We start from the raw sequence: 11,906 nt of genomic DNA on the forward strand, positions 1-11,906 counted from the left end.
CAGAAGGGGCCGGAGACTCGCTCCGACCCCTGCTGCAACGGACGACTGTGGTCCGTCGGTTACTTGATCGACCCGCCGGCCGCCACGATCTTCTGCTCGGCGGACGCCGAGACCTTGTCGACCGTGACGTCGAGCTTGACCGAGATCTCCCCGTTGCCGAGGACCTTGACCTTCTCGTTCTTGCGGACCGCACCCTTGGCGACCAGGTCGCCCACGGTGACCTCGCCACCGGCCGGGTACAGCTCCGCGAGCTTGTCCAGGTTCACGACCTGGTACTCCACGCGGAACGGGTTCTTGAATCCGCGCAGCTTGGGGGTGCGCATGTGCAGCGGCATCTGCCCACCCTCGAAGCCGACGCGCACGGTGTTGCGGGCCTTGGTGCCCTTCGTGCCACGCCCAGCGGTCTTACCCTTCGAGCCTTCACCACGGCCCTTGCGGGTCTTCGCGGTGTTGGCGCCGGGGACCGGACGCAGGTGGTGCACCTTCAGCACGCCGGGGCGCGCCTCGGCCTTCTTCTCGTTCTTCTCAGCCATTAGTCGATCTCCTCAACCGTGACGAGGTGAGCGACGGCGCGGACATAACCGCGGGTCTGAGCGTCGTCGGGGCGGACGACGGAGTCGCCGATCCGCTTGAGACCGAGGCTGCGCAGCGTGTCACGCTGGTTCTGCTTCTCGCTCACCTTGGACTTGATCTGCGTGACCTTGAGGCTAGCGGCCATCAGGCACCTACCTTCTGCGCAGCGGCGGCTTCCGCCTCCGCGCGGACCAGACGCGCCGGAGCGACCTGATCGAAGTCGAGACCGCGACGCGCGGCGACCGCACGGGGCTCCTCGAGCTGCTTCAGGGCCGCGACGGTCGCGTGCACGATGTTGATCGTGTTCGACGAGCCGAGCGACTTCGACAGGACGTCGTGGATGCCGGCGCACTCGAGCACGGCGCGCACCGGGCCACCGGCGATAACACCGGTACCGGCGGCAGCCGGACGAAGCAGCACGACACCGGCCGCGGCCTCACCCTGCACGGGGTGCGGGATGGAGTTCGCGACGCGGGGCACGCGGAAGAAGTTCCGCTTGGCCTCTTCGACACCCTTCGAGATCGCCAGCGGCACCTCGCGGGCCTTGCCGTAGCCGACGCCCACCAGGCCGTTGCCGTCACCGACGACGACGAGCGCGGTGAAGCTGAACCGGCGACCGCCCTTGACGACCTTCGAAACGCGGTTGATGGTCACCACGCGCTCGAGGAACTGGCTGTCGTTGCGGTCGCGCGAGTTGCGGTCGCGGCCCTGGCCGCGGTCGCGGCCCCCACGACGGCCACCGCGCTCCTCGCGCGGAGCCTCGGCCTCGGCCGGAGCCGCGGTCGCTTCGGTGGTCACTTCGTTCTCCTTGTTGTCACTCACAGTGCGAGTCCCCCTTCGCGGGCGCCCTCGGCGATGGCCGCGACGCGACCGGCGTAGCGGTTCCCACCGCGGTCGAACACGGCCTCGTCGACGCCGGCGGCCTTGGCGCGCTCAGCGAGGAGCTCGCCGACACGACGCGCCTTGGCGGTCTTGTCGCCGTCGAACGAGCGGAGATCGGTCTCGAGGGTGGAGGCAGAGGCCACGGTGTGACCCTTGCTGTCGTCGACGAGCTGGACGAACACGTGGCGGGACGAGCGGTTCACGACCAGGCGCGGACGCAGCTCGGTGCCGACGATCTTCTTGCGAAGACGTGCGTGGCGACGCGAACGGGCGTCGGACTTTGACTTCACAGCCATGGTTACTTACCAGCCTTTCCGGCCTTGCGACGCACGACCTCGCCGGCGTAGCGCACGCCCTTGCCCTTGTACGGCTCAGGCTTGCGGATCTTGCGGATGTTCGCGGCCGCTTCGCCGACGGCCTGCTTGTCGATGCCGCTGACGGTGACCTTGTTGTTGCCCTCGACGGTCAGCGTGATGCCGGCCGGCGGGTCAACGAGGACCGGGTGCGAGAAGCCGACGGCGAACTCGATCGACGAGCCCTTCTGCTGCACGCGGTAGCCGGTGCCGACGACCTCGAGGCCCTTGGTGTAGCCCTCGGTGACGCCGATGATGTTGTTGTTGATCAGGGTCCGGGTCAGGCCGTGGAGCGAACGCGATGCGCGCTCGTCATCCGGGCGGCTGACGACCACCTGGTTCTCCTCGACGGAGACCTCGATGGGGTTCGCGACCTCGAGGGTGAGCTCACCCTTGGGGCCCTTCACCGCGACGTTGCGACCGTCGATGGCGACGGTCACGCCCGCGGGGATGTCGATGGGGAGACGTCCGATACGCGACATGTCAGATCACCACACGTAGGCGAGGACTTCCCCACCCACGCCCTTCTGCTCGGCCTGGCGGTCGGTGAGAAGACCGGAGGAGGTGGACAGGATCGCGATGCCGAGGCCGCCGAGGACCGTGGGCAGCTCGGCCGAACGTGCGTACACGCGCAGACCGGGCTTGGAGACGCGCTTGATGCCGGCGATGGCGCGCTCGCGGTTGGCGCCGTACTTCAGCGTCAGCGTGAGGTTCTTCCCGACGCGGGCGTCAGAGACCTCCCAGCCGGCGATGTACCCCTCCTGCTGGAGGATCTCGGCGATGTTCGTCTTCAGCTTGCTCGACGGCAGGGTCACGGAGTCGTGGTGCGCCGAGTTCGCGTTGCGCAGACGGGTCAGCATGTCTGCGACCGGGTCTGTCATTGTCATGGACTTCTTCTTTCGATCATGAGGTTTCGACGCCCGTTACACGAACGCCGACCTACGATGAACACACAATCTTCAATTATGCCTTAAGCGGATCGCCTCGCGAACCACCCGACGGCCGCCGAGCGGCGAAACGCGGTGTGCTTCCGCATCACGTGATGCCGAAGCACACCGCGTCGTCGTCATGCCTCGCGCTCAACGACCGATCTGGGTCACGCCTGCGCGTCCGCCGCCGTGAAGGGGAAGCCGAGGTGGCGCAGCAGGGCGCGGCCCTCGTCATCCGTCTTCGCCGTGGTGACGACGGTGATGTCGAAGCCACGCACGCGATCGATCTTGTCCTGGTCGATCTCGTGGAACACGCTCTGCTCCTGGAGACCGAAGGTGTAGTTCCCGTTGCCGTCGAACTGCTGGGGGTTCAGGCCCCGGAAGTCGCGGATACGCGGAAGCGCCAGGTTGACCAGGCGGTCCAGGAACTCCCACGCACGGTCGCCCCGCAGGGTGACGTGCGCGCCGATGGCCTGGCCCTCGCGGAGCTTGAACTGCGCGATGGACTTGCGGGCCTTCGTCACGATCGGCTTCTGGCCGGTGATCTTGGTGAGGTCGTCGACCGCGCCATCGATCACCTTGCTGTCACGCGCCGCCTCACCGACACCGGTGTTGACGACGACCTTGACGATGCCGGGGATCTGCATGACGTTCGGGTACCCGAACTCGTCCTGCAGCGCCTTCTTGATCTCGCCCTGGTACTTCTGCTTCAGGCGGGGCTGGTTGGTGCCAGCCTCCGCGGCAGTGGCGTTGCTCATGCTCAGAGGTCCTTGCCGCTCTTCTTGGCGTAGCGCACGCGGACCGTGCGCTTGACGCCGTCCTTGGTCTGCTCCTCGACACGGTGGCCGACACGGGTCGGCTTCTTGGTCTCGGGGTCGACCAGGGCGACGTTGGAGATGTGGATCGGGGCCTCCATCGTCTCGATGCCGCCGGTGCGGGTGCCGCGCTGCGACTGGCCCACACGGGTGTGCTTCGTGACGTAGTTGACGCCCTCGACGATCACGCGGTTCTGCTCGACGAGGACCTCGAGGACCTTGCCCTGCTTGCCGCGGTCGCCGCCGCGCTCGGGCTTGGCGCCCGAGATGACCTGAACGAGGTCACCCTTCTTGATCTTCGCCATGATCAGATGACCTCCGGTGCCAGCGAGACGATCTTCATGAACCGCTTGTCGCGCAGCTCACGACCGACCGGCCCGAAGATGCGGGTGCCGCGGGGCTCCCCGTCGTTCTTCAGGATCACGGCCGCGTTCTCGTCGAACTTGATGTACGAGCCGTCAGCACGACGCGTGTTCTTCTTCGAGCGGACGACGACGGCCTTGACCACGTCGCCCTTCTTCACGTTGCCGCCCGGGATGGCATCCTTCACCGTGGCGACGATGACATCGCCCAGACCCGCGTAGCGGCGGCTGGAGCCGCCGAGCACGCGGATGGTGAGCAGTTCCTTCGCACCGGTGTTGTCGGCGACCTTGAGGCGGGATTCGTTCTGAATCATTGCTTACTTCGCCTTCTCGAGGATCTCCACCAGACGCCACCGCTTGGTGGCGCTCAGCGGACGGGTCTCGTTGATGAGGACGAGGTCGCCGATGCCGGCGGTGTTGCCCTCGTCGTGCGCCTTCACCTTGGAGGTGCGGCGGATGACCTTGCCGTAGAGGGGGTGCTTCACGCGGTCCTCGACCTCGACGACGATGGTCTTGTCCATCTTGTCGCTGACGACGTAGCCACGGCGCGCCTTGCGGTAGCCGCGGGCGCCCTCGTCACGCACATCGCGCTCCGCGTGCTCGACGTTCTTCTCAGCCATCACTCGGCTTCCTCCTTCGGCGCCTCGGCCTCAGCGGCCTTCTTCGCCTTCGACTTCTTCGCGGGCGCCTCGACCGGGGCCGGGGTCGCACGGATCCCGAGCTCGCGCTCGCGGATCACGGTGTACAGCCGCGCGATGTCGCGCTTGACCGCGCGGATCCGGCCGTGGCTCTCCAGCTGGCCGGTGGCCGACTGGAAGCGGAGGTTGAACAGCTCCTCCTTGGCCTTGCGCAGCTCGTCGACGAGGCGCTGGTCCTCGAACGTGTCCAGCTCGCTGGTGGCGAGCTCCTTGGTGCCGATCGCCATTACGCGTCGCCCTCCTCGCGCTTGATGATGCGTGCCTTGAGCGGCAGCTTGTGGATTGCACGGGTCAGTGCCTCACGAGCGAGCTGCTCGTTGACACCGGCGACCTCGAAGAGGACGCGACCCGGCTTGACGTTCGCGACCCACCACTCGGGCGAGCCCTTACCGGAACCCATGCGGGTCTCGGCGGGCTTCTTGGTCAGCGGACGGTCGGGGTAGATGTTGATCCACACCTTGCCACCACGCTTGATGTGACGGGTCATCGCGATACGAGCGGACTCGATCTGACGGTTGGTCACATACGCGGGGGTGAGGGCCTGGATGCCGAACTCGCCGAAGCTGACCTTCGTGCCGCCGGTGGCCTGGCCATCACGCTTGGGGTGATGCTGCTTGCGGTACTTGACCTTGCGGGGAATAAGCATCAGGCAGACGCTCCTTCTGCGACGGGGGCCTCGTTGCGGGGGCCACGACGACGGTCGCCACGGTCACGCGCCGGCTTCTGCGAAGCCTGCTCGCGCGCGAGCTCCTTGTTGGTGAGGTCACCGTTGTAGATCCAGACCTTCACGCCGATCCGGCCGAAGGTGGTCTTTGCCTCGTAGAAGCCGTAGTCGATGTTCGCGCGCAGCGTGTGCAGCGGCACACGACCCTCGCGGTAGAACTCCGAGCGGCTCATCTCGGCGCCGCCGAGGCGGCCGGAGACCTGGATGCGAACGCCCTTGGCACCGGCGCGCTGCGCGCCCTGCAGGCCCTTGCGCATCGCGCGGCGGAAGGCCACGCGGGCGGAGAGCTGCTCGGCGACGCCCTGCGCCACCAGCTGAGCGTCGGCCTCGGGGTTGCGCACCTCGAGGATGTTCAGCTGGATCTGCTTGCCGGTGAGCTTCTCGAGATCGGCGCGGATGCGCTCGGCCTCGGCACCGCGGCGACCGATCACGATGCCCGGGCGGGCGGTGTGGATGTCGACGCGGACGCGGTCACGGGTGCGCTCGATCTCGATGCGGCTCACGCCGGCGCGGTCGAGCTGCGTCTGCAGGAGCCGACGGATCTTGATGTCCTCGGCCACGTAGTCGGCGTAACGCTGACCCGGCTTCGTCGAGTCCGAGAACCAGCGCGACACGTGGTCCGTGGTGATGCCGAGGCGGAAGCCGTAGGGGCTGACTTTCTGTCCCATTACTTGCTCGCCTTCTTCTTGCTGTCGCCCGCGGTCTCGGCGACCTCAGGCGTGGAGAGCACGACCGTGATGTGGCTCGTGCGCTTCTTGATCTGGAATGCGCGACCCTGGGCGCGGGGCTGGAAACGCTTCAGCGTCGTCCCCTCGTCCACGAAGGCGTTCTTGACGAACAGCTCGCTCTCGTTGAGCGGCTCACCGTCGCGGTCGGCCTTCACCTGAGCGTTCGCGATCGCGGATGCGACGAGCTTGTAGATCGGCTCGCTCGCGCCCTGCGGGGCGAACTTCAGGATGGCGAGGGCCTCTTCTGCCTGCTTGCCCTTGATGAGCGCGACGACACGACGAGCCTTCTGAGGGGTCACGCGGATGTGTCGCACGCGTGCGATGGACTCCACCATTTCTTCTCCTCTTGCGTCGCCGCTTAGCGGCGACGGCCCTTCTTGTCGTCCTTCTCGTGGCCGCGGAAGGTGCGGGTGGGCGCGAACTCGCCCAGCTTGTGGCCGACCATGGTCTCCGACACGAACACGGGGATGTGCTTGCGTCCGTCGTGGACCGCGATGGTGTGACCCAGCATCGCCGGGATGATCATCGATCGGCGCGACCAGGTCTTGATGACGTTCTTGGTACCGGCCTCGTTCTGACCCTGCACCTTGCGAAGCAGGTGCTCGTCGACGAAGGGGCCCTTCTTAAGACTGCGTGGCATCTTCCTCTACTCCTACTTGCGCTTCTTGCCGGCGGTGCGACGACGCACGATGTACTTGTCGCTTTCCTTGTTCGGACGGCGGGTGCGGCCCTCGGCCTGACCCCACGGGCTGACCGGGTGGCGACCACCGGAGGTCTTGCCCTCACCACCACCGTGCGGGTGGTCGACCGGGTTCATCGCGACACCACGGACGGTCGGGCGCACGCCCTTCCAGCGCTTGCGGCCGGCCTTGCCCCAGTTGATGTTCGACTGCTCGGCGTTGCCGACCTCGCCGATCGTCGCACGGCAGCGCGCGTCGACGTTGCGGATCTCGCCGGAGGGCAGACGAAGCTGCGCGTAGGGGCCGTCCTTCGCGACCAGACGCACGGATGCGCCGGCCGAACGGGCCATCTTCGCACCGCCGCCGGGACGGAGCTCGATCGCGTGGATCACCGTACCGGTGGGGATGTTCTTCAGCGGGAGGTTGTTGCCCGGCTTGATGTCAGCGCCGGCACCCGACTCGACGATGTCGCCCTGCTTCAGCTTGTTCGGGGCGAGGATGTAGCGCTTCTCGCCGTCGACGTAGTGCAGCAGCGCGATGCGCGCGGTGCGGTTGGGGTCGTACTCGATGTGAGCGACCTTGGCGTTGATGCCGTCCTTGTCGTTACGACGGAAGTCGATCACGCGGTACTGGCGCTTGTGGCCACCGCCGATGTGGCGAGTGGTGATCCGACCCTGGTTGTTCCGGCCGCCGGTCTTGGCGAGCGGACGCAGCAGGGACTTCTCCGGCGTCGAACGGGTGATCTCGGCGAAGTCCGCGACCGACGAGCCGCGGCGGCCCGGAGTCGTGGGCTTGTACTTGCGAATAGCCATGTTCTGTCCTTATCCCCCGGTCAGCCGACTGCCGTGAAGATGTCGATGGTGCCGGACTTCAGCGTGACGATGGCGCGCTTGGTGTCCTTGCGCTTGCCGATGCCGAAGCGGGTACGACGGGCCTTGCCCGTGCGGTTGGCGGTGTTGACCGATGCGACCTTGACGTCGAAGATCTTCTCGATGGCGAGCTTGATCTCGGTCTTGTTCGCGCGCGGGTCCACCAGGAAGGTGTACTTGCCCTCGTCGATCAGCGCGTAGCTCTTCTCCGACACGACCGGCTGCAGAATGATGTCGCGCGGGTCCTTGTTCGCCGCAGCGGCGAGGACGTTGTCGTTGGCGGTCATGCCGAGGCCTCCTCGGTGGAGCCGGTCTTCGCAGCGACGAACGCGTCGAAGGCGGCCTTGGTGAAGACGATGTCGTCGGAGACGATCACGTCGTAGGCGTTGAGCTGGTCGACGTACAGCACGTGCACGTAGGCGAGGTTGCGAACGCTCAGAACGGTCAGCTCGTCGTCACGGGTGATGACGACGACGACCTTCTTCGAGGGCGCGACATCGGCCAGGAAGGCGGCAGCGGCCTTGGTCGAGGGCTGCCCCTCGATGCCGAAGGACTCCACGATGTGCAGACGCTGGCCCCGAGCACGGTCGCTCAGCGCGCCGGCGAGGGCGGCAGCGATCATCTTCTTGGGGGTGCGCTGCGAGTAGTCGCGCGGCTTCGGGCCGTGCACGGTGCCACCGCCGCGGTGCTCGGGCGCGCGGACCGAACCCTGACGGGCGTTACCGGTGCCCTTCTGCTTGAACGGCTTGCGGCCGGAACCGGAGACCTCACCGCGACGCTTGGTCGAGTGAGTGCCCTGGCGGGCGGCGGCGAGCTGCGCGACGACGACCTGGTGGATCAGCGGGATGTTCGTCTTGACGTCGAAGACCGAGGCGGGCAGCTCGACAGAGCCGGCCTTCTTGCCTGCGGCGGTACGGACGTCGAGCGCGAGAGTCGAGTCAGCCATGATGATCAGGCACCCTTCACTGCGTTGCGGACGTAGACGACGCGGCCACGCGCACCGGGGACCGCGCCCTTGACGAGCATGAGTCCCTTCTCGGCGTCGATGGCGTGCACCGTGAGGTTCTGGACGGTGACGCGCTCGCCACCCATGCGACCGGCCATGCGCATGCCCTTGAAGACGCGGCTCGGGGTTGCCGAGGCGCCGATCGAACCGGGCTTGCGGTGGTTGCGGTGCGCACCGTGCGAAGCGGAGACACCCTTGAAGTTGTGGCGCTTCATGACACCTGCGGTGCCCTTGCCCTTGCTGGTGCCGACGACGTCGACCAGCTGACCGGCCTCGAACAGGCCGTCCACCGTGAGCTCCTGACCGAGTGAGTAGTCAGCAGCGTCCGCGGTGCGGATCTCGGTGACGTGGCGGCGCGGCGTGACGCCGGCAGCCTCGAAGTGGGCGGTGAGGGGCTGGTTGACCTTGCGGGGGTCGATCTGGCCCGCGGCGATCTGAACGGCGTTGTAGCCGTCCTTCTCGGGGGTGCGGACCTGGGTGACCACGTTGGGCGCCAGCTCGATGACGGTGACGGGGATGAGCTTGCCGGACTCGTTCCAAACCTGGGTCATACCCAGCTTGGTGCCGATCATCCCCTTGGAGATCTTCTCGTTGATGTGTGCCATGTCGATCGCGCTCAGAGCTTGATCTCGATGTTGACGTCGGCAGGCAGGTCGAGACGCATCAGCGAGTCGACGGCCTTGGGCGTCGGGTCGACGATGTCGATGAGGCGCTTGTGGGTGCGCATCTCGAAGTGCTCGCGGCTGTCCTTGTACTTGTGGGGCGACCGGATGACGCACACGACGTTCTTCTCGGTCGGAAGCGGCACCGGGCCGACGACGGTCGCGCCCGCACGGGTCACGGTGTCGACGATCTTGCGGGCCGAGGTGTCGATGACCTCGTGGTCATACGACTTCAGGCGAATGCGGATCTTCTGTCCCGCCATTGTCTGCTCACTCTCATTCAAGCGTCTTACCTCTCCGGGCCGGATGACCCAGGGGCATTGGACGCACGACGGCGCTGTTTGCGCCTTGGCACTCGATCGGATCGGGTGATCCGCTCTGCGCACCGCTGTTCTGCTATCAGCCACCCCGCGCGCACATGGCTATGCCCGGTGCGATGTGGGGGTGTCGGTTGCGTGTTCTGCTGCAGGCGGCTGGGAGGATTGCGCGTGATCGCGCGTCCCGGCACCGACCCTGTAGTGATCCGATGCGCGCACACGTCACCCACCGGAATGTGGAACCTGAACAGTCTACGTGTCGCCCGGGCGTGTCGCAAACCCGGGCGTGTCGCGCGCCGCGGGCGCGGGCTCCGGCCACCCGCGCATGGCCTGCGTGACGATGCCCTGGAGGCGGGATCGCCCGACCCCCGCGTTGGACTGGTTGGAGAGTCCCTCCCAGATCGTCCTGATCCACGCGGCCAGCGCCGCGGCGTCGATCTCGGCATCGAGCACCCCGGCATGCTTGTCCTGCTCGATGCGCTCCACCAGGATCGCCTCGAGCCCGCGCTGGTGGTCCTCGAGCGTGGTCCGCACGTCGATCGTCTCGGCGCCCCCGTGGATCGCCGCGCTGACGACCAGGCAGCTCATCGGACGATGCACATCGGTGAACTCGTCGACGGAGTCGCGCAGGATGCGCTCACACGCCTCCCGCGCGGTCGTGCACCGGATCGCGGTGACGTAGATGGCCGTGTAGCGCTGCATGTACCCCTGCACAGCCTCGGCGAACAGCGTCCTCTTGTCGCCGAAAGCCGCATAGAAGCTGGACGGCGAGATTCCCATGGCAGAGGTGAGCTCCGACACCGACGTGCCGTCATAGCCCCGCGCCCAGAACAGCCTTGTCGCCGTCAGCACCGCCGCATCCCGATCGAAGCCGCGCGGGCGTCCTCGTGTCATCACACCCGGATTCTAGTTGCTGCGCTCCAGAAGTAGACGTACGCTGATTTCAGTAATAGTCACTACAGAAACGAGGGCCGTCCGGATGGAGACACGATCGATCCGTCGCGATGCAACAGAGCTGCACGCCCTGTGGCGCCCGGGCCGCGGTCGCCCGATCATCATCGTGCCGGGCGTCATGGCGGATGCCGCGTCGTTCGCCCCGGTGGTCGACGCCATCGCGGGCGAGGAGCCCGTCCTCACCCTCGACCGGCGCGGGCGATCCTCCAGCGGGCCATTGGGCACGGGGTACACCGTCGCAACAGAGGTCGCAGACCTTCGCGCATGGATCGACAGCCTCGGCGGCCCTGTCACCCTGGTGGGGTGGTCGTATGGCGGGACGATCGCCCTCGAACTCGCGGCGCACGATGACCGCGTCACGCAGGTGATCGCCTACGAACCCGTGCTCGGGCCGTTCGGGAGCGACGCGCTCCCCGCGCTGCGCGCGGCCGATCCTGACGGACGCGTGGAGATCATCAACCGCGACGTGTCCCTGCTCCCCCGCGAACACGTCGACGCTCTCCGCGGCACATCGACATGGACGGACCTGTGCCGCCTCTCCGCTCCGGTGCCGGACGAGCTCGCCGCACTGAACGCGTTCGACCCGGGCGCCGGGTGGTCTGGGATCCCGGCCGCATTGCTCCTGGGCGCGTCCAACATCGGCGCAGAGCCCTACGGCGCCGCCTTCGACCGTGTGCGCAGCCGCCTCCCGCTCGCGCACACCACGGTCCTGCCGGGACAGGGCCACCTGGCGCATGCCGAGGATCCTGCCGCCCTCGGCCGGATGATCAGCGATCTGATCGACCGGGACAGCGTGGACGTCCCGCACGCCTGATCGCGGCCGGACAGCGCTCGCGGGGGCCGACCTGGCACCGCGCCGCCGGTGCGTCCGCTCGCGCCCCTCGCGGCGAAGACGCAGAACGGCGGCGCACCCACCGGGTGCGCCGCCGTTCAACAGCCGTGGGACGGCGTCAGTCGTTGCCGATGGACTTGTCGACGTTGTTGCGAACCTCGTCGATCTTGTCGGCGGCACCCGGAGCGACCTTCTTGGCGAAACCGGCGACACCGTCGAGGATCTTGTCGCTGATCTCCTCAGCCTTGTCGCTCTTGAGAGCGCCCTCGACCTTGTCCTTGTTCTGCTCGAACAACTCCTTGCCCTTGTTCACGGCATCGTTGACCGAATCTTCGATTCCCATCTCGCCCCTCTCAGCTGGATACCGCCGGCGGATGCCGACAGCCCCATCTAACACCAACAGGACGGGGCGCGACAGATGGCGCGAACGAATGTGTCGCCGCGAGGGTTATAGGCAAGAAAGAGTGGATGGGATCTGGCTCTGGCCGCGGAATGACGCGGTGATTCGGGGATCGGTATGGT

23 protein-coding genes are annotated in these 11,906 nt (G+C 67.0%); 1 reads left to right on the top strand and 22 read right to left on the bottom strand.

The features are described from left to right. Positions 1-59: 59 nt before the first annotated feature. The 21 genes from rplO to AC3RXY_RS12935 all read right to left on the bottom strand — a co-directional run bounded on the left by rplO (position 60) and on the right by AC3RXY_RS12935 (position 10,492). Positions 60-533 (bottom strand): 50S ribosomal protein L15, encoded by a 474-nt coding sequence (rplO, locus tag AC3RXY_RS12835; protein WP_491511319.1) that lies wholly within the window; start codon positions 531-533, stop codon positions 60-62. Continuing rightward, positions 533-718, bottom strand: coding sequence for a 50S ribosomal protein L30 (rpmD, locus tag AC3RXY_RS12840; RefSeq protein WP_491511320.1), 186 nt, complete (start codon positions 716-718; stop codon positions 533-535). Before rpmD ends, rplO begins: the two co-directional genes overlap by 1 nt. Continuing rightward, a complete protein-coding gene (rpsE, locus tag AC3RXY_RS12845) occupies positions 718-1,395 on the bottom strand; it encodes a 30S ribosomal protein S5 (protein WP_491511321.1) in 678 nt (225 codons plus the stop codon). The genes rpmD and rpsE overlap by 1 nt, the downstream gene beginning before the upstream one ends. Then, complete coding sequence (gene rplR, locus AC3RXY_RS12850; RefSeq protein WP_491511322.1) at positions 1,392-1,751, bottom strand: 50S ribosomal protein L18; 360 nt, start codon at positions 1,749-1,751, stop codon at positions 1,392-1,394. The genes rpsE and rplR overlap by 4 nt, the downstream gene beginning before the upstream one ends. A 2-nt stretch (positions 1,752-1,753) precedes the next feature. Then, positions 1,754-2,290, bottom strand: a complete 537-nt coding sequence (gene rplF, locus AC3RXY_RS12855; protein ID WP_491511323.1) for a 50S ribosomal protein L6 — start codon at positions 2,288-2,290, stop codon at positions 1,754-1,756. Positions 2,291-2,296: 6 nt separating this feature from the next. Continuing rightward, entirely contained in the window at positions 2,297-2,695 is a 399-nt protein-coding gene (rpsH, locus tag AC3RXY_RS12860) for a 30S ribosomal protein S8 (RefSeq protein ID WP_491511324.1), read from the bottom strand. A 209-nt stretch (positions 2,696-2,904) separates the two neighbouring features. After that, positions 2,905-3,495 (bottom strand): 50S ribosomal protein L5, encoded by a 591-nt coding sequence (gene rplE / locus AC3RXY_RS12865; protein ID WP_491511325.1) that lies wholly within the window; start codon positions 3,493-3,495, stop codon positions 2,905-2,907. Positions 3,496-3,497: 2 nt separating this feature from the next. Next, on the bottom strand, positions 3,498-3,857 hold the full coding sequence (gene rplX, locus AC3RXY_RS12870) for a 50S ribosomal protein L24 (protein WP_491511326.1): 360 nt from the start codon (positions 3,855-3,857) through the stop codon (positions 3,498-3,500). A gap of 2 nt (positions 3,858-3,859) precedes the next feature. Next, the gene (gene rplN / locus AC3RXY_RS12875) at positions 3,860-4,228 is read right to left on the bottom strand and encodes a 50S ribosomal protein L14 (protein WP_491511327.1); all 369 of its coding nucleotides are present in this window, start codon (positions 4,226-4,228) and stop codon (positions 3,860-3,862) included. A gap of 3 nt (positions 4,229-4,231) precedes the next feature. Continuing rightward, entirely contained in the window at positions 4,232-4,534 is a 303-nt protein-coding gene (gene rpsQ, locus AC3RXY_RS12880) for a 30S ribosomal protein S17 (protein WP_491511328.1), read from the bottom strand. Continuing rightward, positions 4,534-4,839: a 50S ribosomal protein L29 gene (gene rpmC / locus AC3RXY_RS12885; protein WP_491511329.1), complete on the bottom strand. Its 306-nt coding sequence runs from the start codon at positions 4,837-4,839 to the stop codon at positions 4,534-4,536. The genes rpsQ and rpmC overlap by 1 nt, the downstream gene beginning before the upstream one ends. Beyond that, on the bottom strand, positions 4,839-5,258 hold the full coding sequence (rplP, locus tag AC3RXY_RS12890) for a 50S ribosomal protein L16 (protein ID WP_067354305.1): 420 nt from the start codon (positions 5,256-5,258) through the stop codon (positions 4,839-4,841). The genes rpmC and rplP overlap by 1 nt, the downstream gene beginning before the upstream one ends. Beyond that, positions 5,258-6,004: a 30S ribosomal protein S3 gene (gene rpsC / locus AC3RXY_RS12895; RefSeq protein WP_491511330.1), complete on the bottom strand. Its 747-nt coding sequence runs from the start codon at positions 6,002-6,004 to the stop codon at positions 5,258-5,260. The genes rplP and rpsC overlap by 1 nt, the downstream gene beginning before the upstream one ends. Then, a complete protein-coding gene (gene rplV, locus AC3RXY_RS12900) occupies positions 6,004-6,399 on the bottom strand; it encodes a 50S ribosomal protein L22 (RefSeq protein WP_491511331.1) in 396 nt (131 codons plus the stop codon). The genes rpsC and rplV overlap by 1 nt, the downstream gene beginning before the upstream one ends. 23 nt (positions 6,400-6,422) lie before the next feature. After that, complete coding sequence (gene rpsS, locus AC3RXY_RS12905; RefSeq protein WP_491511332.1) at positions 6,423-6,704, bottom strand: 30S ribosomal protein S19; 282 nt, start codon at positions 6,702-6,704, stop codon at positions 6,423-6,425. A gap of 12 nt (positions 6,705-6,716) precedes the next feature. After that, positions 6,717-7,556: a 50S ribosomal protein L2 gene (rplB, locus tag AC3RXY_RS12910; RefSeq protein WP_491511333.1), complete on the bottom strand. Its 840-nt coding sequence runs from the start codon at positions 7,554-7,556 to the stop codon at positions 6,717-6,719. Positions 7,557-7,576: 20 nt separating this feature from the next. After that, entirely contained in the window at positions 7,577-7,900 is a 324-nt protein-coding gene (gene rplW, locus AC3RXY_RS12915; protein WP_491511334.1) for a 50S ribosomal protein L23, read from the bottom strand. Beyond that, positions 7,897-8,559, bottom strand: coding sequence for a 50S ribosomal protein L4 (gene rplD, locus AC3RXY_RS12920; RefSeq protein WP_491511335.1), 663 nt, complete (start codon positions 8,557-8,559; stop codon positions 7,897-7,899). Before rplD ends, rplW begins: the two co-directional genes overlap by 4 nt. Before the next feature lie 5 nt (positions 8,560-8,564). Next, positions 8,565-9,224, bottom strand: coding sequence for a 50S ribosomal protein L3 (gene rplC / locus AC3RXY_RS12925; RefSeq protein WP_491511336.1), 660 nt, complete (start codon positions 9,222-9,224; stop codon positions 8,565-8,567). A gap of 11 nt (positions 9,225-9,235) precedes the next feature. Beyond that, positions 9,236-9,544 (bottom strand): 30S ribosomal protein S10, encoded by a 309-nt coding sequence (rpsJ, locus tag AC3RXY_RS12930; protein ID WP_017201594.1) that lies wholly within the window; start codon positions 9,542-9,544, stop codon positions 9,236-9,238. Between the two features lie 306 nt (positions 9,545-9,850). Continuing rightward, positions 9,851-10,492 (bottom strand): TetR/AcrR family transcriptional regulator, encoded by a 642-nt coding sequence (locus tag AC3RXY_RS12935; protein WP_491511346.1) that lies wholly within the window; start codon positions 10,490-10,492, stop codon positions 9,851-9,853. 85 nt (positions 10,493-10,577) lie between these two features. On the opposite strand from AC3RXY_RS12935, the gene AC3RXY_RS12940 reads away from it, so the two are divergent. Beyond that, complete coding sequence (locus AC3RXY_RS12940) at positions 10,578-11,366, top strand: alpha/beta fold hydrolase (RefSeq protein WP_491511337.1); 789 nt, start codon at positions 10,578-10,580, stop codon at positions 11,364-11,366. Between the two features lie 136 nt (positions 11,367-11,502). Here AC3RXY_RS12940 and AC3RXY_RS12945 read toward each other — a convergent pair whose 3' ends face one another. Further along, positions 11,503-11,727 (bottom strand): hypothetical protein, encoded by a 225-nt coding sequence (locus AC3RXY_RS12945; protein ID WP_491511338.1) that lies wholly within the window; start codon positions 11,725-11,727, stop codon positions 11,503-11,505. Positions 11,728-11,906: the final 179 nt, after the last annotated feature.

The organism is Microbacterium longlingense (genome assembly GCF_058349825.2).